We start from the raw sequence: 19,244 nt of genomic DNA, 5'->3' as shown, positions 1-19,244 counted from the left end.
CATGGGTATTCAAGGTATCGATCTCTCGTTGATCTGGGGTGTGATCATCGCCTTCGGAGTGATGATGTACGTGATCATGGACGGCTTCGATCTGGGCCTGGGCATCCTGTTTCCGCTGATCCCCGATGAGCAGGAGCGCGACGTGATGATGAACACCGTCGCCCCGGTGTGGGACGGCAACGAAACCTGGCTGGTGCTTGGTGGCGCGGCGCTGTATGGCGCGTTTCCACTGGCCTACGGGGTGATTCTGGAGGCGCTGTACCTGCCGCTGATCCTGATGCTCTGCGGGCTGATTTTCCGAGGTGTGGCGTTCGAGTTTCGCTTCAAGTCGTCGCCGCAAAAGCGTCACTGGTGGGACAAGGCGTTTATCGGTGGTTCGCTGCTGGCGACGTTCTCCCAAGGTGTGGCGATCGGCGCGTACGTATCGGGCATTCCCGTGGTGAATCGGCAGTTTGCCGGTGGCGGCCTGGACTGGCTGGCGCCGTTCCCGCTGGTGTGCGGCGTCGGTCTGGTGGTGGCGTATGCGCTGCTGGGCAGCACCTGGCTGCTGGTCAAGACCGAAGGCATGCTCGAGTCGCGGATGCGTCTGTTCACCCGGCCGTTGGCGTGGTTGCTGACGGCGATGGTGGTGGTGATTGGTGCGTGGACGCTGAAGTTGCACCCGGAGCTGGCCACTCGCTGGTCGACCAGCGGACACCTGATGGTATTCGCCGGGTTGGTGGCGCTGGCGCTGCTGGCGTTGTTCGGGCTGCTGCGCACCTTGCGTCAGCGTCATACCCACTGGCCGTTCGTGTTCACTCTGGTGCTGATGCTGCTCGGTTACATCGGTCTGGCGCTGAGCATCTGGCCGAACATCATCCCGCCATCGGTGAGCCTGTGGGCGGCGGCATCACCGCCGTCGAGCCAGTTGTTCGCCTTGATCGGCGCTCTGTTCATCCTGCCGGTGATCCTGATGTACACCTTCTGGAGCTACTACGTATTCCGCGGCAAAGTGAGGATTGGCGATGGCTACCATTGAATCGCGTGAGGTCAAATCCTCCCGCTGGTACAAGCGTCTGGGCTGGTTGTTGCTGATCTGGTTCGGCAGTGTGGTATCGCTCGCGGTGGTGGCGAGTGTGCTGAAACTGGCGATGTATGCAGCGGGAATGAGGACCCACTGACCTGAAAAACCGGAGCCTTGGCTCCGGTTTTTTTGTGCCCGGCGTTCTGCAATCGCTGATCAAACCTGTGGCAGCGGCGTGAAATCGGCAGACATAAAAAAGGCGTCCCGAAGGACGCCAAAAAATTCACCTCTGACCAAAGGAGCAAGGAGCTTCTAAAGGTGAATGGTATTGCTCGGGAAACTCAGAGAATTGCCAGCGGGTATTCGACGATCACCCGCACTTCATCCAGGTCGGACTCGAACGCCGTGGCGCGGGTGGTGGCCTGGCGCAAACGCAGCGACAGGTCTTTCATCGAGCCGCTCTGCACCACGTATTTGACTTCGACGTCGCGCTCCCAGCGCTTCTGGTCGGTCAGCGGATTGCCTTCGGCGTCGCGGCGCATGTACACGGCGTTGGCGTTGGAATAGTCGGCGTCGGTGCCACGCGCGTAACGGGTCATGAATGACAGCCCCGGCACACCGTAAGGGCTCATGTCGAGGTCGTAGCGCACCATCCATGAACGTTCTTTCGGCGAGTTGAAGTCGCTGTACTGGATCGAGTTGTCGAGGAAGATCGAGTCCGACTGGCGCAGGTAATCGAAGTCGTCGTTGCCGTTGTTGCGCTGGTGGGAGAGGGCGACGGAGTGCGCGCCGAGTTTCACGCCGACGCGGCCGCTCCAGATGTTGTTGTCGAACTGGCCGAGCAGTTGTTTGCCTTCGTCGACCGCTTTGTAATAGTTCAGGCCGCCGAACAGCGACAACTCGTCCGACAGTGGATAGATCCATGCGGTGCCGGCGTAGTACTGGTTCCAGGCGTCCTTGAGGCGACTGGAATACAGGCTGAAACTGAGGTTTTTGTTCAGCACATAATCGCCGCCGCCGTAAGCGATCCACGGCGAGTTGACCGGACCGGCGTAAAACGTGGCGAAATTTTCGCGCATGTCGCTGGACACCGGTTGGCTCATCGCGTGCAGACGACCGCCCTGGATCGACAGACCGTCGATGCTGGTGTTGCTCGCCGTCACGCCGCGAAAGCTCTCCGGCAACAAGCGCGAATCACCAGCGGCCACCACCGGGTTGGCCGGGAACACATCACCGACCTTGATCACCGTGTCGAAGGCCCGCACTTTGGCGGCGCCACCGACCTTGGTGTATTCATCCCGCGCCTGGCCGTCACGGTTGACCGGCAGCACATCGAACGAACTGCGCCCGCCGTTGCGTCCGTCGCCGGTGTCGAGTTTCAAGCCGAGCAGGGCAAACGCATCGACACCGACCCCGACGGTGCCTTGGGTGAAACCGGATTCGAACTTGCTGATCACTGCGTGCGCCCAGGCTTCGGAATAACCGTTGCCGGTCGGGCTGGACTGGCCATTGCGATGATCACGATTGAAGTAGAAGTTGCGGTTGAGCACCGTCAGGCTGCTGCCTTCGACAAAGCCTTCGGGCTGGTCTTCTGCAAACACCATGGACGGCCCTGAGCCGACCACCACCGCTAAAGCGGCCATCGACATTTTTGTATTGTTAACCATCAAACACTCCTTGGGTTCGGCAGAACGGGAACGTGCGTCGGCGTGGTTTTATTGTTCGACGGGGCAGGGCCCGCCGGCATTGGTCGCCGGGTCACATCGTTGCAAGCTGCGGATAACGCCAAGGTGATGGGGCAATTACAATTTCGTCATGTGGTTGTATGGATTGTGTGAGCGCCACAAAACTTGTGGGAGCGAGCCTGCTCGCGAAAGCGGTGGGCCAGTCGCTAAAGATATTGAATGTGCCGACGCCTTCGCGGGCAAGCCACGCTCCCACAGTAATCCAGGGTGGGCACAGGGGCTGTGAACGACACGTAACCTGTGGGAGCGAGCTTGCTCGCGAAAGCGGTGAATCAGTCGCTGAAGATATTGAATGTGCCGACGCTTTCGCGGGCAAGCCACGCTCCCACAGTAATCCAGGGTTGGCACAGGGGCTGTGAACGACACGTAACCTGTGGGAGCGGGCTTGCCCGCGAAAGCGGTGGGTCAGTCGCTGAAGATATTGAATGTGCCGACGCTTTCGCGGGCAAGCCACGCTCCCACAGTAATCGAGGGTGGGCACAGGGGCTGTGAACGACGCGTAACCTGTGGGAGTGAGCCTGCTCGCGAAAGCGCAGGGGCAGGCAATGAAGATATTGAATGTGCCGACGCCTTCGCGGGCAAGCCACGCTCCCACAATGATCCACATTTGTGCGGAAATGGCTGTTACCTTCGCAGGTTCATTCCCGTCCGCACATGGCTCATGGAGAGAGAAATGTTCGACATCAGAAGAGTCACCCCGAACGATGCCCGGATAGCGTTCGAGATACGGCGACAGGCCATCCGACATCAATGCATCGGTGCCTACAGCGAGCAACAGATACTCGAGTGGACCAAGGGTTGCGCTGAGGACGGTTACGACACGCTGATGCAAAAGCATTTCTATCTGGGCTGCATCGAGGATGAACCCGTGGCAACCGGCATGCTCGATCTGGAGCACCGGGAAATCGGCGCGATCTTCATTCGCCCGGATGTCATGCAGCGTGGGCTGGGCAAGCGTGTTCTGTTCTTTCTCGAAGATTTGGCGCGGGATCTCGGGCTGACCGAGGTGTGCCTGGACGCAACATTGAATGCGGTCGACTTTTATCGTCGCTGCGGTTATGTCGGGGAGGAGAGTGCGGTTTATCAATCACCTTCAGGCCTGCAACTGGCCTGCGTGCCGATGGTGAAGAAACTGTGATGCCATTGTGGCGAGGGAGCTTGCTCCCGCTGGACTGCGTAGCAGGCCCCGCTTCTCAGCTGAACAGCGGGGCCGCTTCGCGTCCCAGCGGGAGCAAGCTCCCTCGCCACAGGTTATTTATTGCTACATGGAATCCGTAAAACAAAAACGGCACCCGAAGGTGCCGTTTCCGTTTCCAGCCAGCCGAATATCAGCCCGCCAGACCCGCCTGCTGAACCAGAGTCAGCAATGGCTGCGGGTATACACCCAGGAAGAACGCGACCACGGCGATGGCCAGCAGCATCACGCCGCCTGCCTTCTGTTCCCAGTGCAGCTGGGCGTCGTGGCGACGCAGGTTCGGTTCGATCAGGTACAGGGTGACCATCACGCGCAGGTAGTAGAACACGCCGATGGCGCTGCCCAGTACCAAGGAACCGACCAGCCACCATTGGTGCGACTCGACACCGGTGGCGATGATGTAGAACTTGCCGATGAAGCCAGCGGTCAGCGGGATACCGGCCAGGGACAGCATCATCACGGTCAATACGGCGGTCAGGTACGGACGGCGCCAGAACAGGCCGCGGTACTCGTACAGCGCGTCGGCGTCGCGGCCGTTGTACGGCGAGGACATCAGGGTGATCACGCCGAACGCGCCGAGGCTGGTGATCACGTAGGTGACCAGGTACACGCCGATGGCTTCCACCGCCAGACCCTTGCTCGCCACCAAAGCGATCAGCAGGTAGCCGAAGTGCGCGATGGACGAGTAACCGAGCAGACGCTTGAGGTTGCTCTGGGTCAGGGCCAGCAGGTTACCGAACAGGATCGAGGCGACGGCGATCACGCTCAGCACATCGCTCAGCACGCCACTGCTCGCGGCAGGGGAGATCTGGAACAGACGCACCATCACCGCGAACACGGCAACTTTCGACGCCGTGGCGAGGAACGCGGCCACCGGCGCCGGAGCACCTTCGTACACGTCCGGCGTCCACAGGTGGAAAGGTACCAGCGACAGCTTGAACGCCAGACCGATCAGCATCATGCCCAGACCCAGCTGCGCCAGCGAGCTCGGCAGGTTGGTGGTAGCCAGTGCCTGACCGATACCGTTGAAGCTCAGGGTGCCGGCGTCAGCGTAGAGCAGCGCCATACCGAACAACAGGAACGCGGAACCGGCGGCCGACAGCACCATGTACTTGATGCCGGCTTCCAGCGAACGCTTGTTGAAGAAGGCATAAGCCACCAGACCGTAGACCGGTACCGACAGCAGTTCCAGACCGATGAACAAACCGGCCAGGTGCTGCGCGCTGACCAGAACCAGACCACCGGCGGCGGCCATCAGGATCAGCAGGTACAGTTCTTCACGGTTGCCCGGGTAACCCGAACCGCCATCGCCGAGGTAGGCGTGGGCCAGAGTCACACAGGCGAGGGTGGCGACCAGGATCAGCGCCATGTACAGGCAGGCGAAGGTGTCGATCTGCAGCAATGGGGTCACGGCCAGAGGCGCGACTTTCAGGGCTGGCAGGATCGACAGCAAGGCCAGGTTCAGACCGGCGACCGAGATCAGGAAGGTCTGCGAGTGGTTGCGGCGCCAGGCGATTGCCAGCATCACCACGATAATGGTGAGGCTGGTGATCAACAGTGGCGCAAGCGCAATAAAGTGTTGAATCGTGAATTCCATAGCGCTCTTACCGGGCCGAAGCGAGTTGAGTGAAGGCGGTGCCGAGCCACTGCTGCACGCCATGCATCGTGGCGGCGGAAGTGTCGAGGAACGGTTGCGGGTAGACGCCGAGGTAAATCAGCAGCGCCGCAAGGCCCAGCACCATGGTCAGTTCGCGACCGTCCATGCCGTGCAGGATCGAATCCGATTTCGACGGACCGAAGTAGGCACGGTGGATCATGATCAGCGAGTAGACCGAACCGAACACCAGACCGGAGGTGGCAATCGCAGTGATCCATGGCGCACTGGCGAAGGTGCCGATCAGGATCAGGAACTCGCCGACGAAGTTACCGGTACCCGGCAGACCCAGCGAGGCGGCTGCAAAGAACAGGCTGATCGCCGGCAGGTACGCGATACGCGACCACAGACCGCCCATCTCACGCATGTCACGAGTGTGCAGACGCTCGTACAGCTGACCGCTGAGGATAAACAGGGCCGCGGCCGACAGACCGTGCGCCAGCATCTGGATCACTGCACCCTGCAGTGCCAGTTGGCTGCCGGAGTAGATGCCGATCAACACGAAGCCCATGTGGGAAACGGACGAGAAGGCGATCAGACGCTTGATGTCGGTTTGCGCGAAAGCGAGGAATGCACCGTAGAAGATCCCGATCAGACCGAGGGTCATGGCGATCGGCGCGAACTCGGCCGAGGCATTCGGGAACAGCGGCAGGGCGAAACGCAGCAGACCGTAGGCCGCGGTTTTCAGCAGGATACCGGCGAGGTCGACGGAACCGGCAGTCGGCGCCTGGGCGTGCGCATCAGGCAGCCAGGAGTGGAACGGTACGACTGGCAGCTTGACCGCGAAGGCGATGAAGAAGCCGAGCATCAGGATGTACTCGGTGGTCATCGACATCTTGGTCTTCAACAGGTCGGCGTAGTTGAAGGTAATCACGCCGGTGTTGTTGAAGTTGACCAGCACCAGACCGAGGATCGCCACCAGCATGATCAGGCCGGAAGCCTGAGTGAAGATGAAGAACTTGGTCGCTGCGTAGATCCGGGTTTTCTTGCCGTCCGAAGAACTGTGACCCCAGAGCGCGATGAGGAAGTACATCGGCACCAGCATCATTTCCCAGAAGAAGAAGAACATGAACAGGTCGAGGGCGAGGAACACGCCGACAACGCCGCCCAGGATCCACATCAGGTTCAGGTGGAAGAAGCCAACGTGACGCTGGATCTCTTTCCACGAGCAGAGTACCGAGAGGATACCCAGCAGACCGGTCAGCAGGATCATCAACAGCGACAGGCCGTCGAGGGCCAGGTGCACGTTGATGCCGAAGCGCTGGATCCAGACGTGCTTGAACTCAAGCGCCCAGGTCGGATCGGCGCCAGGCGCCGGAGCAAATGAATAGTCACCGTGGGCCCACAGCCAGAGGCCGAGGGCGAGTTCCAGGGTCATGGTCAACAGCGCAATCCAGCGGGGGAGGGTAGCGCCGAAGCGCTCACCCATCCAGCACAGCAGGCCGCCGATGAAGGGGATCAGGATTAGCCAAGGCAGAATCATGACGGGCTCGTTTCCTTTCGCAAATTCGCAAGGTTCATATCAGACCGCTACCAGCACGATGGCGCCGATTACCAGCACGGCACCAGCAGCCATCGAGGCGGCATACCAACGCAGTTGACCGGTCTCGGTGCGGCTCAGGGCGGTGTGACCACCCTTGGCCATACGCGGGATCAGACCGATGGTCTGGTCGAGCGGGTCTCTGCGCAGTACATGGCTGATCGCAAGGTACGGCTTGACGAACAGTTTGTCGTAGATCCAGTCGAAGCCCCAGGCAGCGAACCACCAGGCCGAAAGGAAACGGCCGATGCCGCTGTTGGCGATTGCCGTTACGAAGCGACGCTTGCCGAGGAACAGCAGGGCCGCCAGCAGGATACCGGCCAGAGCGATGGCGCCCGAGGCGATTTCCAGACTGTGTTTGGCTTCGCCACCGGCATGGCCAACGCTTTCAGGCAGTACGCCATGCAGTGGCGGCACGATCATGGCGCCGACGAAGGTCGACAGCACGATCAGTACCGACAGCGGCAGCCAGTGCGAGATGCCGTGGCCGGCGTGGGCTTCGGTCTTGGCTTCACCGTGGAACGTGATGAAGATCAGGCGGAAGGTGTACAGCGAAGTCATGAACGCGCCGACCAGGCCCGCGTAGAGCAGACCGTGGTTGCCGCTGGCGAACGCTTCCCAGAGGATTTCGTCCTTGGAGTAGAAGCCTGCGGTGACCAGTGGCAGGGCGGCCAGTGCAGCACCACCGACGATGAAGCTGGCGTAGGCCAGTGGCAGTTTTTTCCACAGACCGCCCATCTTGAAGATGTTCTGTTCGTGGTGGCAGGCAACGATCACCGCACCGGAAGCAAGGAACAGCAGGGCCTTGAAGAAGGCGTGGGTCATCAGGTGGAAAATCGCGCCATCCCAGGCGCCAACGCCCAGCGCCAGGAACATGTAGCCGATCTGGCTCATGGTCGAGTAGGCGAGGATACGTTTGATGTCGGTTTGTACCAGTGCGGCGAAACCTGCGAGAACCAGCGTCACACCACCGACGATGCCGACCAGGTGGAGGATTTCCGGCGCCAGGGTGAACAGGCCGTGGGTACGGGCGATCAGGTAGACACCGGCAGTTACCATGGTTGCAGCGTGGATCAGTGCCGACACCGGGGTCGGGCCAGCCATCGCGTCCGCGAGCCAGGTTTGCAGTGGCAGTTGCGCCGATTTACCGACCGCACCACCCAGCAGCATCAGGGTCGCCAGGGTGATCCAGAAGTCGCCGACCTGGAATTTCTGCGGTGCCAGCACCAGCAGTTCCTGGATGTTCAGCGTGCCCACTTGCTGGAACAGGATGAACAGGCCGATGGCCATGAACACGTCGCCGATCCGGGTCACGATGAACGCCTTGAGTGCGGCGTTACCGTTGTTGCGGTTGCTGTAGTAGAAACCGATCAACAGGTACGAGCACAGGCCCACGCCTTCCCAGCCGAAGTACAGGAACAACAGGTTATCGCCGAGTACCAGGAACAGCATGCTGGCGATAAACAGGTTGGTGTACGAGAAGAAGCGCGAGTAACCCGCTTCACCGCGCATGTACCAGGACGCGAACAGGTGGATCAAGAAGCCTACGCCCACCACCACGCCGAGCATGGTGATCGACAGGCCATCGATGTAGAGGGCGAAGTCAGGCTTGAAGCCTTCGACCGCCATCCACTTCCACAGCACCAGGGTGTAGTGACCGCCCTCGGGAGGCGCGACGTTGAATTGCCAGATGACGTAGGCGGCGACAATCGCCGACAAGCCAATGGAACCCACGCCGATCAGCGCCGAGAGGTTTTCCGACCAGCGTCCACGGGAGAACGACAGCAGCAGGAAACCGATCAGAGGGAATACAAAAGTCAGAAAGATTAGGTTCATCCGCGCATCTCACTGGCAGCGTCGATATCGAGCGTGTGGAAGCGGCGATACAGTTGCAGCAGGATCGCCAGACCAATACTGGCCTCGGCGGCTGCCAGGCTGATCACCAGGATGAACATGATCTGTCCATCCGGTTGCGCCCAGCGGGCGCCCGCAACGATGAAGGCCAGGGCAGAGGCGTTCATCATCACTTCCAGACTCATCAACACGAACAAAATGTTGCGGCGGACCATCAGGCCGACCAGACCAAGGCAGAACAGGATCCCGGCAACGGCCAATCCATGTTCGAGAGGGATAGCAGGCATGTCTTACTCCTTCGCCTCGTTACGGCCCAAATGGAACGCCGTGACGGCTGCGGCGAGCAGCAGCATCGAGGCGAGTTCGACCACCAGCAGATACGGGCCGAACAGGCTGACGCCCACGGCTTTTGCATCGACGGTGGTGTGGCCGATGGCCTGACCGCTCTGGTGAGCGAACAGCACATACAGCAGTTCGGCCAGCAGCAGGGCGGCGAGAATCACCGGCCCTGCCCAGATGCCGGGCTTGAGCCAGGTGCGTTCCTGCTGAACCGAGGCCGGGCCCAGGTTCAGCATCATCACCACGAACACGAACAGCACCATGATGGCGCCGGCGTAGGCGATCACTTCCAGCACGCCGGCGAACGGCGCGCCGAGTGCGAAGAAGGTCATGGCCACGGCGATCAACGAGATGATCAGGTAGAGCAGGGCGTGCACAGGGTTGGTGTTGGTGACCACACGAAGCGTGGACACCACCGCAATACCCGATGCGAAATAGAAAGCGAATTCCATCGTTCTTCCTTAAGGCAGCAAGCTCTTCACGTTGATCGGTTCGGCTTCGTTCTGTGCGGAGCCTTTCGGCTTGCCAGCGATTGCCATACCTGCAACACGATAGAAGTTGTAATCAGGGTTTTTGCCGGGGCCGGAGATCAACAGATCTTCTTTCTCGTACACCAGGTCCTGACGTTTGAACTCGGCCATCTCGAAATCCGGGGTCAGCTGGATCGCGGTGGTCGGACAGGCTTCCTCGCAGAGACCGCAGAAAATGCAGCGCGAGAAGTTGATACGGAAGAAGTCCGGATACCAGCGACCGTCTTCGGTTTCAGCTTTCTGCAGCGAGATGCAACCGACCGGGCACGCCACGGCGCACAGGTTGCAGGCTACGCAACGCTCTTCGCCATCGGGGTCACGGGTCAGGACGATGCGACCACGGTAGCGTGGCGGCAGGTAGACCGGCTCTTCCGGGTATTGCAGGGTGTCGCGCTTGCGAAAGCCATGGCCGAAGACCATGACCAGGCTGCGCAACTGGGTACCGGTACCCTTAACGATGTCGCCAATATATTTGAACATGGGTCAAATCCTCACTGAACCGCAACCGCAGGTGTGTTCCACAACACAACCGCAGCGGTTATCAGCAAATTGATCAGGGTCAGTGGCAGGCAGAATTTCCAGCTGAAATCCATCACCTGGTCATAACGCGGACGCGGGATCGAAGCGCGCAGCAGGATGAACAGCATGATGAAGAACGCGGTCTTCAGTGCGAACCAGACGAAGGACAGTTGCGGCAGGATGCCGAACGGACCGTGCCAGCCACCGAAGAACAGGGTGACCAGCAGCGCCGAGATCAGGATGATGCCGATGTATTCACCGACGAAGAACATGCCCCATTTCATACCGGCGTATTCAATGTGGTAACCGTCGGCCAGTTCCTGTTCCGCTTCCGGCTGGTCGAACGGGTGACGGTGAGTCACGGCCACACCAGCGATGAAGAAGGTACAGAAGCCGAAGAACTGCGGAATGATGAACCACAGGTTCTGCGCCTGGTACTCGACGATGTCGCGCATGTTGAACGAGCCGACCTGCACCACGATGCCCATCAGGGCCAGGCCCATGAACACTTCGTAGGACACGGTCTGCGCCGAAGCACGCAAGCTGCCGAGCAGGGCGAACTTGTTGTTGCTTGACCAGCCGGCGAACAGCACCGCGTAGACCGACAGACCGGCCATGGCGAAGAAGAACAGCAGGCCGATGTTCAGATCCGCCACGCCCCAGGTCGGGGTGATCGGGATGATCGCGAACGCGATCAGCAGGGCGGACATCGCCACCACCGGTGCCAGGGTGAAGATCACCTTGTCGGCAAACGGCGGGGTCCAGTCTTCCTTGAAGAACATCTTCAGCATGTCGGCGGCGATCTGGAACATGCCGAACGGGCCAACGCGGTTCGGACCGTAACGGTCCTGCCACCAGCCCAGCAGGCGACGTTCGACAAAGCTGAGCAACGCGCCTGCGACCACAACGGCCAGCAGAATCACGATGGCTTTGATGACCGTCAGGATCACATCGATCACTTCAGGGGTGAACCAGGTCATTGCGCTGCCTCCTGCAGACCGTCGACGGACACGCCGGCGAATGCCGGTGGAATGCCGGCGATGCCCGCAGGCAAGGCCACCAGACCAGCGCCCAGTTCTTCATTGATGCGCAGCGGCAGACGCAGGGTCTGGCCGGCCACGTTCAGGCTCAGCAGGGCACCGTCGTTGACGCCCAGGCGATCCGCTTCGGATTTGGCCAAAGCCACGTATGGAGCCGGGATGCGTTCCTGCACCGGCGCGGCTTTCGACGAGTTTTCGTCGCTGCCGAACAAGTGGTAGAACGGCACGGCCTGCCAGGTGCCCGGCGCCGGGTTGAATGCACGCGGAGCAGCAGCGAACCAGTTCAGCGAATCACCGGTGCTTTCGATCAGACGGGTGCCCGGATCGCCAGCGCGCAGATGACCACCGACTTCGTCCTGGAACTTGTTCCAGGCTTGCGGCGAGTTCCAACCCGGCGACCAGGCGAATGGCACTTGCTGACGCGGTTCGGTCGAGCCCGAGTAACCTTCCATGGAGAAGGCGAACGCGGTGTCTTTGTCCTGCGGGGTGCGCGGTTCGTGAACGCTGATGTCGGCGCGCATCGCGGTGCGACCGGAATAACGCAGCGGCTCACGCGCCAGTTTCAGACCCTTGATGCGGAACGCGGCAGACGGCGCGGCATCGACGATGCGCGCCAGTTGCTCGGTGCTTGACGCCACGGCAGCGGTGACGTGGTCGAGTTGCGTCCAGTCGATCGGCTGGTTCAGCAGGGTCGAGCGCAGGGCGTGCAGCCAGCGCCAGCCTTCGTGAACCAGAATGCTCGCATCCATGTATTGCGGATCGAAAACCTGGAAGAAACGCTGGGCGCGGCCTTCCTGGCTGACCAGCGTACCGTCGCCTTCAGCGAAACTCGCCGCTGGCAGAACCAGTTGTGCGCGGTCGGTGGTGGCGGTTTTCTGGTGGTCGGCAACGATCACCACTTTCGCAGCGTTCAGCGCGGCATCGACCTTGGCTTTCGAAGTACGGGTGTACAGATCGTTTTCCAGCACGACGATGGCGTCGGCCTTGCCATCGATCACGGCTTGCAGCGCCGCGTCGACCGATTCGCCACCGAGCATGGCGAGGCCAAGGCTGTTGGCTTCCGGCACGATCAGGCTGATCGAACCGTTCTTCTCGCGCAGCTTCAGGGCTTTGGCGATGTTCGCCGCCGCTTCGATCAACGCTTTGGAACCCAGCGAAGTACCGGCGATGATCAGTGGACGTTTGGCTTTGATCAGGGCGTCGGCGATGCGCTTGGCCAGTTCCAGTGCTTCGGCGTCCAGACCTTCAACGGCCGGGGCGCTGGCGTCCAGGGCGTGAGCCACGGCGAAACCGATGCGCGCCAGATCGTCCGGAGCGGCGTGAACGCATTCTTCGGCGATGTCGTCGAGCTTGGTTTCGGCCAGGCTGGCGATGAACAGCGGGTTCAGTTCGTGCTGACCGATGTTCTTCACCGCGGCGTCAAGCCACGGCTGAACGCGCATGGCTTCGGCCATGTCTTCAGCTTTGCCCTTGACCGACTGACGCAGGGCCAGGGCCATACGGGCGGCGGTCTGGGTCAGGTCTTCACCGAGGACGAACACGGCGTCGTGGTCTTCGATGTCGCGCATGTTCGGCACTGGCAGCGGGCTGTCTTTGAGCACTTGCAGGACCAGACGGATGCGCTCCAGCTCAGAGGCTTCGATACCGGAGTAGAAGTGCTCGGCGCCCACCAGTTCACGCAGCGCGTAGTTGCTTTCGAGGCTGGCGCGTGGCGAACCGATACCGACGATGTTGCGCCCGCGCAGCAGATCAGCGGCTTTGTCCAGCGCAGCGTCGACGCTCAGTTTGGTGCCGTCGGCCAGCAGCGGCTGACGTGGACGATCGGTGCGGTTGACGTAGCCATAACCGAAACGGCCACGGTCGCACAGGAAGTACTGGTTCACCGAACCGTTGAAACGGTTTTCGATGCGACGCAGTTCGCCGTAACGCTCGCCCGGGGAGATGTTGCAACCGCTGGAGCAGCCATGGCAGATGCTCGGCGAGAACTGCATGTCCCATTTACGGTTGTAGCGCTCGGAGTGCGTCTTGTCGGTGAACACACCGGTCGGGCAGACCTCGGTGAGGTTGCCGGAGAACTCGCTTTCGAGGGTGCCGTCTTCAACGCGACCGAAGTACACGTTGTCGTGGGCGCCGAATACACCGAGGTCGGTGCCACCGGCGTAGTCCTTGTAGAAACGCACGCAGCGGTAGCAGGCGATGCAGCGGTTCATTTCGTGGGAAATGAACGGGCCGAGTTGCTGGTTCTGGTGGGTGCGTTTGGTGAAGCGATAACGGCGCTCGTTGTGGCCGGTCATCACCGTCATGTCTTGCAGGTGGCAGTGACCGCCTTCTTCGCACACAGGGCAGTCGTGCGGGTGGTTGGTCATCAGCCATTCGACAACACTGGCGCGGAACGCCTTGGATTCTTCATCGTCGATGGAGATCCAGGTGTTGTCGGTGGCAGGGGTCATGCAGGACATGACGATGCGACCACGGGTGTCGTTCTCGTCGGTGTACTGCTTGACCGCGCACTGGCGGCAGGCCCCGACGCTACCAAGCGCGGGGTGCCAGCAGAAATAAGGGATGTCGAGGCCCAGCGACAGACATGCCTGTAACAGGTTGTCTGCCCCGTCGACTTCGAGCGCTTTGCCGTCTACGTGGATAGTGGCCATGGTTCAAAGGTCTTCGTTGGCCCGGTGTCAGCGGGCGTGGCTAATGGAATCTTGTTATCCGTCCGAATCCAGTCAGCCCCGAAAGGCGTCATCGGACGAAAGGCGAAGGGCACGGACCCTTCGCCTTTTAAGCGTTTACGCGCCGATTACGATCGGCCTTGCCAGAGGCGGGACGGCGGCGCTTGCAGGCGCGATACCGGCTTCGAACTCTGGACGGAAGTATTTGATGGCACTGCCCAACGGCTCCACGGCACCCGGTGCGTGAGCACAGAAGGTCTTGCCTGGGCCGAGGAAGCCGACCAGACCCAGCAGGGTCTCGATGTCGCCTGGCTGACCGCGGCCTTCTTCGATGGCCATCAAGAGCTTGACGCTCCATGGCAGGCCATCACGGCACGGGGTGCAGAAGCCGCAGGACTCGCGGGCGAAGAACTGCTCCATGTTGCGCAGCAGGGAAACCATGTTGACGCTGTCGTCCACTGCCATCGCCAGGCCGGTACCCATCCGGGTGCCCACTTTGGCGATGCCGCCGGCGTACATCTGTGCGTCGAGGTGTTCCGGCAACAGGAAACCGGTACCAGCGCCACCTGGCTGCCAGGCCTTGAGCTTGTAACCGTCGCGCATGCCGCCGGCGTAGTCTTCGAACAGCTCGCGGCCGGTGACGCCGAATGGCAGTTCCCACAGGCCCGGATTCTTGACCTTGCCGGAGAAGCCCATGAGCTTGGTGCCCATGTCTTCACTGCCTTCGCGGGCCAACGATTTGTACCAGTCCACGCCGTCGGCAATGATCGCCGGCACGTTGCACAGGGTTTCGACGTTGTTCACGCAGGTCGGCTTGCCCCACACGCCGACGGCGGCAGGGAAGGGCGGCTTGGAGCGCGGGTTGGCGCGGCGGCCTTCGAGGGAGTTGATCAGTGCGGTTTCTTCACCGCAGATGTAACGCCCGGCGCCGGTGTGGACGAACAGTTCGAAATCGAAACCGCTGCCCAGAATGTTCTTGCCCAGCAGGCCTGCAGCCTTGGCTTCTTCCACGGCACGCTTGAGGTGCTTGGCAGCGGTGGTGTACTCGCCACGCAGGAAGATGTAGCCACGGTAGGTTTTCAGTGCGCGGGCACTGATCAGCATGCCTTCGATCAGCAGATGGGGCAGTTGCTCCATCAGCATGCGGTCTTTCCAGGTGTTCGGCTCCATCTCGTCCGCGTTGCACAGCAGGTAGCGGATGTTGATGGATTCGTCCTTGGGCATCAGGCCCCACTTCACGCCAGTGGGGAAGCCTGCACCGCCGCGACCTTTGAGGCCGGCGTCTTTCACGGTCTGGACGATGTCGTCCTGAGCCATGTCGGCGAAGGCTTTGCGCGCAGCGGCGTAACCGTTCTTGGCCTGGTATTCGTCGAGCCACACGGCTTCGCCGTCGTCACGCAGACGCCAGGTCAGCGGGTGAGTCTCGGCCGAACGCTTGATGCGGTTGGCAGGACCGAAAGATGTCAGGGTCATACGTAGCCCTCGAGCAGTTTGGCCACGCCGGCAGGCTGCACGTCGCCAAAGGTGTCGTCGTCGATCATCAGCGCCGGTGCCTTGTCGCAGTTGCCGAGGCAGCAGACAGGCAGCAGGGTGAAACGACCGTCGGCGGTGGTCTGACCCAGGCCGATGCCCAGATTGTTCTGGATCTCGCTGACCACCGACTCGTGGCCGCCGATGTAGCAGACCATGCTGTCGCAGACGCGAATGATGTGACGGCCAACCGGCTGACGGAAGATCTGGCTGTAGAACGTCGCCACGCCTTCAACGTCGCTGGCCGGAATGCCGAGGATCTCGCCGATCGCGTACAGGGCGCCATCCGGCACCCAGCCGCGTTCTTTCTGAACGATCTTCAGGGCTTCGATCGACGCCGCGCGCGGGTCTTCGTAGTGATGCAGCTCGTGCTCGATGGCCGAGCGCTCGGTTTCACTCAAGGTGAAACGGTCTGTCTGGATAAGCGTGCTGTTCATGCTTAGCGGTCCACGTCGGCCATAACGAAGTCGATACTACCCAGGTACGCAATCAAGTCCGCGACCATGCTGCCTTTGATCACCGAAGGGATCTGTTGCAGGTGCGGGAAGCTCGGAGTACGGATCCGGGTACGGTAGCTCATGGTGCCGCCGTCGCTCGTCAGGTAATAACTGTTGATGCCCTTGGTCGCTTCGATCATCTGGAAGGATTCGTTGGCCGGCATGACCGGGCCCCACGAAACTTGCAGGAAGTGCGTGATCAGGGTTTCGATGTGCTGCAGCGTGCGCTCTTTCGGCGGCGGCGTGGTCAGCGGGTGATCCGCCTTGTACGGGCCTTCCGGCATGTTGCGCAGGCACTGGTCGATGATCTTGATGCTCTGGCGCATCTCTTCGACGCGGACCATGCAGCGATCGTAGGCATCGCCGTTGGCGGCCAGCGGGACTTCGAATTCGAAGTTCTCGTAGCCGGAGTACGGACGTGCTTTACGCAGGTCGAAGTCGCAACCGGTCGAACGCAGGCCGGCACCGGTGACGCCCCATTCCAGGGCCTCTTTGGTGTTGTACTGCGCGACGCCGATGGTCCGACCCTTGAGGATGCTGTTCTGCAGGGCCGCCTTGGTGTACTCGTCGAGGCGCTTTGGCAGCCATTCAACGAAGTCTTTCACCAGTTTGTCCCAGCCGCGCGGCAGGTCGTGGGCAACGCCACCGATGCGGTACCAGGCCGGGTGCAGACGGAAACCGGTAATGGCTTCGATCACCGTGTACGCCTTCTGGCGGTCGGTGAAGGTGAAGAACACCGGGGTCATGGCGCCAACGTCCTGGATGTAGGTGCCCAGGAACAGCAGGTGGCTGGTGATCCGGAAGAACTCGGCCATCATGATGCGGATGACGTCGACCTTCTCCGGCACCTTGATGCCGGCCAGCTTCTCGACCGAGAGCACGTACGGCAGGTTGTTCATCACGCCGCCGAGGTAGTCGATACGGTCGGTGTACGGGATGAAGCTGTGCCAGGACTGACGCTCGGCCATCTTCTCGGCGCCACGGTGGTGGTAACCGATGTCCGGTACGCAGTCGACGATCTCTTCACCATCGAGTTGCAGAATGATGCGGAACGCACCGTGCGCCGAAGGGTGGTTCGGGCCCAGGTTGAGGAACATGTAGTCCTCGTTGGCCCCGGAACGCTTCATGCCCCAGTCTTCAGGACGGAAGCGCGCGGCTTCTTCCTCAAGCTGCTGCTTGGCGAGGTTGAGGCTGAACGGATCGAATTCGGTGGCGCGCGCCGGGAAGTCCTTGCGCAGCGGGTGACCTTCCCAGGTCGGCGGCATCATGATGCGCGACAGGTGCGGGTGGCCTTTGAAGTCGATGCCGTACATGTCCCAGACTTCACGCTCGTACCAGTTGGCGTTCGGCCAGATGCTGGTGACGGTCGGCAAGCTCAGGTCGCTTTCGGACAAGGCGACTTTGATCATCACGTCACTATTACGCTCAAGCGACATGAGGTGATAGAACACGGTGAAATCGGCGCCCGATGGCAGCTCTTGACGCTTGGTGCGCAGACGCTCGTCCACGCCGTGCAGGTCATAGAGCATGACGTACGGCTTGGGCAGGTTACGCAGGAAGGTCAGGACTTCGACGAGTCTGGCGCGCGCCACCCACAGCACCGGCATGCCGGTGCGGGTCGACTGAGCGGTGAACGCTTCGGCGCCAAAACGGTTGTTCAATTCGACGACCACATCCTGGTCGTCTGCCTTATAAGGCGGGATGTACAGAGCGCTGCCTGTAGTCATGGTTATTTTTTCGCTTTCGGTCAACGTAAAGAATGAAGCCAGCTTCTCGTTTCTTTGAAACAGACTGGATCAGACTTCGTCAGGGCTGCGCAGGTTGGTGACTGCGATTCGCTGTTCGCGGCGCTGTTCCTTTTGCGAAGGCATGTCGGCGCGATAAACGCCTTGGTCGCCAACGACCCAGGAAAGCGGACGACGCTCCTGTCCGATCGATTCCTGCAACAGCATCAAGCCTTGCAGGAATGCTTCTGGACGAGGCGGGCAGCCAGGTACGTAGACGTCCACGGGCAGGAACTTGTCCACCCCTTGAACCACGGAGTAGATGTCGTACATGCCACCGGAGTTGGCGCACGAACCCATGGAGATAACCCACTTCGGCTCGAGCATCTGCTCGTAGAGACGCTGAATGATCGGCGCCATCTTGATGAAGCAGGTACCGGCGATAACCATGAAGTCGGCCTGACGCGGTGATGCCCGGATCACTTCGGCGCCAAAGCGCGCGATGTCGTGGGGCGCCGTGAAGGCGGTGGTCATTTCCACGTAGCAGCACGAAAGGCCGAAGTTGTACGGCCACAGGGAGTTTTTACGCCCCCAGTTGACCGCGCCACTCAGCACGTCTTCGAGCTTGCCCATGAAAATGTTTTTGTGGACTTGATCCTCTAACGGATCGGAAACGGTTTCCCGTTCGCCGATCGGATACTGCTCGTTAGGAGCATCGGGGTCGATTCTGGTGAGATTGTATTGCATTGCCAAAGCCTCATTGTTTCAGCTTCGCCTGCCGCTTGCGACGAGCTTCCGGAGCCCAGTCAAGGGCGCCCACTCGGAACAGGTAGACAAGACCTGCCAACAGAATTGCTATGAAAACGAGAGCTTCGACGAATCCGGTCCAGCCGCTTTCGCGGACGGACACAGACCATGCAAAGAGAAAGAGGGCTTCGATATCGAAGATCACGAACAGCATCGCGACCAGATAGAATTTGGCTGAGAGCCGCAAGCGGGCGCCACCTGTAGGTAGCATGCCGGACTCGAACGGTTCGTTTTTGCTGCGGCCCCAGGCTTTTGACCCGAGGAGGCTGGAGACGCCAAGCATGAAGGCACACAGGCCGACGACACCCAGAAGGAAAATGGCAAAGCCCCAGTTGTGGGCCATGAGTCCTGTCGCTTCGGGCATGCTGGTAATCCTTAACAGAGAGCAAAGGTCTCTGAGCTTGATAAAGAAATAGGCAGTGACGATATGTCGCAGCAATCAATCGCGCTGATTTTATGGCTAAACACCCGGCAAGTAAAATTCCTATAGCGAAATTATTTATTGGAATAAGGACATAGCGCACCTCCGCTGCCCTGTAACCCGTGCGTGGCGGGCATTAGCCGGGTTTCGATGAATTATGTTTTGTAGGAAATGTAA

General features: G+C 60.6%; 17 protein-coding genes. 3 read left to right on the top strand and 14 right to left on the bottom strand.

Translation table 11 applies throughout. The features are described from left to right. Position 1 precedes the first annotated feature (1 nt). Together cydB and ABV589_RS03950 are read left to right on the top strand one after the other, a co-directional pair. A complete protein-coding gene (gene cydB, locus ABV589_RS03955) occupies positions 2–1,018 on the top strand; it encodes a cytochrome d ubiquinol oxidase subunit II (protein ID WP_367084985.1) in 1,017 nt (338 codons plus the stop codon). Continuing rightward, on the top strand, positions 1,005–1,160 hold the full coding sequence (locus tag ABV589_RS03950; protein WP_367084984.1) for a DUF2474 family protein: 156 nt from the start codon (positions 1,005–1,007) through the stop codon (positions 1,158–1,160). Before cydB ends, ABV589_RS03950 begins: the two co-directional genes overlap by 14 nt. 184 nt (positions 1,161–1,344) lie before the next feature. Here the strand turns inward: ABV589_RS03950 and ABV589_RS03945 are convergent, their stop codons facing one another. After that, complete coding sequence (locus ABV589_RS03945) at positions 1,345–2,670, bottom strand: OprD family porin (protein ID WP_367084983.1); 1,326 nt, start codon at positions 2,668–2,670, stop codon at positions 1,345–1,347. A gap of 751 nt (positions 2,671–3,421) precedes the next feature. Here ABV589_RS03945 and ABV589_RS03940 point away from each other — a divergent pair. After that, positions 3,422–3,886 carry a GNAT family N-acetyltransferase gene (locus tag ABV589_RS03940; RefSeq protein WP_367084982.1) on the top strand — a complete coding sequence of 155 codons (465 nt, stop codon included), beginning with the start codon at positions 3,422–3,424 and terminating at the stop codon, positions 3,884–3,886. A 190-nt stretch (positions 3,887–4,076) separates the two neighbouring features. On the opposite strand, the gene nuoN is transcribed toward ABV589_RS03940, so the two are convergent. The 13 genes from nuoN to ABV589_RS03875 all read right to left on the bottom strand — a co-directional run bounded on the left by nuoN (position 4,077) and on the right by ABV589_RS03875 (position 19,010). Continuing rightward, a complete protein-coding gene (nuoN, locus tag ABV589_RS03935; RefSeq protein WP_027614660.1) occupies positions 4,077–5,540 on the bottom strand; it encodes an NADH-quinone oxidoreductase subunit NuoN in 1,464 nt (487 codons plus the stop codon). A 7-nt stretch (positions 5,541–5,547) separates the two neighbouring features. Continuing rightward, complete coding sequence (nuoM, locus tag ABV589_RS03930; RefSeq protein WP_027614661.1) at positions 5,548–7,080, bottom strand: NADH-quinone oxidoreductase subunit M; 1,533 nt, start codon at positions 7,078–7,080, stop codon at positions 5,548–5,550. A 39-nt stretch (positions 7,081–7,119) separates the two neighbouring features. After that, positions 7,120–8,973 carry an NADH-quinone oxidoreductase subunit L gene (gene nuoL / locus ABV589_RS03925; protein ID WP_007964862.1) on the bottom strand — a complete coding sequence of 618 codons (1,854 nt, stop codon included), beginning with the start codon at positions 8,971–8,973 and terminating at the stop codon, positions 7,120–7,122. Next, entirely contained in the window at positions 8,970–9,278 is a 309-nt protein-coding gene (gene nuoK / locus ABV589_RS03920) for an NADH-quinone oxidoreductase subunit NuoK (RefSeq protein WP_003180046.1), read from the bottom strand. The genes nuoL and nuoK overlap by 4 nt, the downstream gene beginning before the upstream one ends. Positions 9,279–9,281: 3 nt before the next feature. Further along, positions 9,282–9,782 (bottom strand): NADH-quinone oxidoreductase subunit J, encoded by a 501-nt coding sequence (nuoJ, locus tag ABV589_RS03915; protein ID WP_003223793.1) that lies wholly within the window; start codon positions 9,780–9,782, stop codon positions 9,282–9,284. Between the two features lie 9 nt (positions 9,783–9,791). Beyond that, a complete protein-coding gene (gene nuoI, locus ABV589_RS03910; RefSeq protein WP_003223795.1) occupies positions 9,792–10,340 on the bottom strand; it encodes an NADH-quinone oxidoreductase subunit NuoI in 549 nt (182 codons plus the stop codon). Positions 10,341–10,351: 11 nt separating this feature from the next. Beyond that, the gene (gene nuoH / locus ABV589_RS03905; protein ID WP_007964859.1) at positions 10,352–11,359 is read right to left on the bottom strand and encodes an NADH-quinone oxidoreductase subunit NuoH; all 1,008 of its coding nucleotides are present in this window, start codon (positions 11,357–11,359) and stop codon (positions 10,352–10,354) included. Continuing rightward, positions 11,356–14,070, bottom strand: coding sequence for an NADH-quinone oxidoreductase subunit NuoG (nuoG, locus tag ABV589_RS03900; RefSeq protein WP_367084981.1), 2,715 nt, complete (start codon positions 14,068–14,070; stop codon positions 11,356–11,358). The genes nuoH and nuoG overlap by 4 nt, the downstream gene beginning before the upstream one ends. 135 nt (positions 14,071–14,205) lie before the next feature. Next, entirely contained in the window at positions 14,206–15,561 is a 1,356-nt protein-coding gene (gene nuoF, locus ABV589_RS03895) for an NADH-quinone oxidoreductase subunit NuoF (protein WP_367084980.1), read from the bottom strand. Next, positions 15,558–16,055: an NADH-quinone oxidoreductase subunit NuoE gene (gene nuoE, locus ABV589_RS03890; RefSeq protein WP_003223804.1), complete on the bottom strand. Its 498-nt coding sequence runs from the start codon at positions 16,053–16,055 to the stop codon at positions 15,558–15,560. Before nuoE ends, nuoF begins: the two co-directional genes overlap by 4 nt. Before the next feature lie 2 nt (positions 16,056–16,057). After that, positions 16,058–17,842, bottom strand: coding sequence for an NADH-quinone oxidoreductase subunit C/D (gene nuoC, locus ABV589_RS03885; protein WP_367084979.1), 1,785 nt, complete (start codon positions 17,840–17,842; stop codon positions 16,058–16,060). A 69-nt stretch (positions 17,843–17,911) separates the two neighbouring features. Then, positions 17,912–18,586: an NADH-quinone oxidoreductase subunit B family protein gene (locus tag ABV589_RS03880; RefSeq protein WP_003223809.1), complete on the bottom strand. Its 675-nt coding sequence runs from the start codon at positions 18,584–18,586 to the stop codon at positions 17,912–17,914. A 10-nt stretch (positions 18,587–18,596) separates the two neighbouring features. Then, positions 18,597–19,010 carry an NADH-quinone oxidoreductase subunit A gene (locus tag ABV589_RS03875; protein WP_003223812.1) on the bottom strand — a complete coding sequence of 138 codons (414 nt, stop codon included), beginning with the start codon at positions 19,008–19,010 and terminating at the stop codon, positions 18,597–18,599. Positions 19,011–19,244: the final 234 nt, after the last annotated feature.

This window comes from Pseudomonas sp. HOU2 (assembly GCF_040729435.1).
Lineage (GTDB): Bacteria > Pseudomonadota > Gammaproteobacteria > Pseudomonadales > Pseudomonadaceae > Aquipseudomonas.
Note: the sequence above shows the minus strand (reverse complement) of the source record. Positions and strands in the feature narration are given on the sequence as shown.

What these genes read in the sequence shown, in the direction of transcription:
- ABV589_RS03945 (WP_367084983.1), bottom strand. Translation starts at nt 2,670, where the DNA reads ATGGTTAACAATACAAAAATGTCGATGGCCGCTTTAGCGGTGGTGGTC.
- nuoE (WP_003223804.1), bottom strand. Translation starts at nt 16,055, where the DNA reads ATGAACAGCACGCTTATCCAGACAGACCGTTTCACCTTGAGTGAAACC.
- nuoN (WP_027614660.1), bottom strand. Translation starts at nt 5,540, where the DNA reads ATGGAATTCACGATTCAACACTTTATTGCGCTTGCGCCACTGTTGATC.
- nuoF (WP_367084980.1), bottom strand. Translation starts at nt 15,561, where the DNA reads ATGACCCTGACATCTTTCGGTCCTGCCAACCGCATCAAGCGTTCGGCC.
- ABV589_RS03950 (WP_367084984.1), top strand. Translation starts at nt 1,005, where the DNA reads ATGGCTACCATTGAATCGCGTGAGGTCAAATCCTCCCGCTGGTACAAG.
- nuoI (WP_003223795.1), bottom strand. Translation starts at nt 10,340, where the DNA reads ATGTTCAAATATATTGGCGACATCGTTAAGGGTACCGGTACCCAGTTG.
- ABV589_RS03880 (WP_003223809.1), bottom strand. Translation starts at nt 18,586, where the DNA reads ATGCAATACAATCTCACCAGAATCGACCCCGATGCTCCTAACGAGCAG.
- nuoG (WP_367084981.1), bottom strand. Translation starts at nt 14,070, where the DNA reads ATGGCCACTATCCACGTAGACGGCAAAGCGCTCGAAGTCGACGGGGCA.
- ABV589_RS03940 (WP_367084982.1), top strand. Translation starts at nt 3,422, where the DNA reads ATGTTCGACATCAGAAGAGTCACCCCGAACGATGCCCGGATAGCGTTC.
- nuoJ (WP_003223793.1), bottom strand. Translation starts at nt 9,782, where the DNA reads ATGGAATTCGCTTTCTATTTCGCATCGGGTATTGCGGTGGTGTCCACG.
- cydB (WP_367084985.1), top strand. Translation starts at nt 2, where the DNA reads ATGGGTATTCAAGGTATCGATCTCTCGTTGATCTGGGGTGTGATCATC.
- nuoM (WP_027614661.1), bottom strand. Translation starts at nt 7,080, where the DNA reads ATGATTCTGCCTTGGCTAATCCTGATCCCCTTCATCGGCGGCCTGCTG.
- nuoH (WP_007964859.1), bottom strand. Translation starts at nt 11,359, where the DNA reads ATGACCTGGTTCACCCCTGAAGTGATCGATGTGATCCTGACGGTCATC.
- nuoK (WP_003180046.1), bottom strand. Translation starts at nt 9,278, where the DNA reads ATGCCTGCTATCCCTCTCGAACATGGATTGGCCGTTGCCGGGATCCTG.
- nuoC (WP_367084979.1), bottom strand. Translation starts at nt 17,842, where the DNA reads ATGACTACAGGCAGCGCTCTGTACATCCCGCCTTATAAGGCAGACGAC.
- ABV589_RS03875 (WP_003223812.1), bottom strand. Translation starts at nt 19,010, where the DNA reads ATGCCCGAAGCGACAGGACTCATGGCCCACAACTGGGGCTTTGCCATT.
- nuoL (WP_007964862.1), bottom strand. Translation starts at nt 8,973, where the DNA reads ATGAACCTAATCTTTCTGACTTTTGTATTCCCTCTGATCGGTTTCCTG.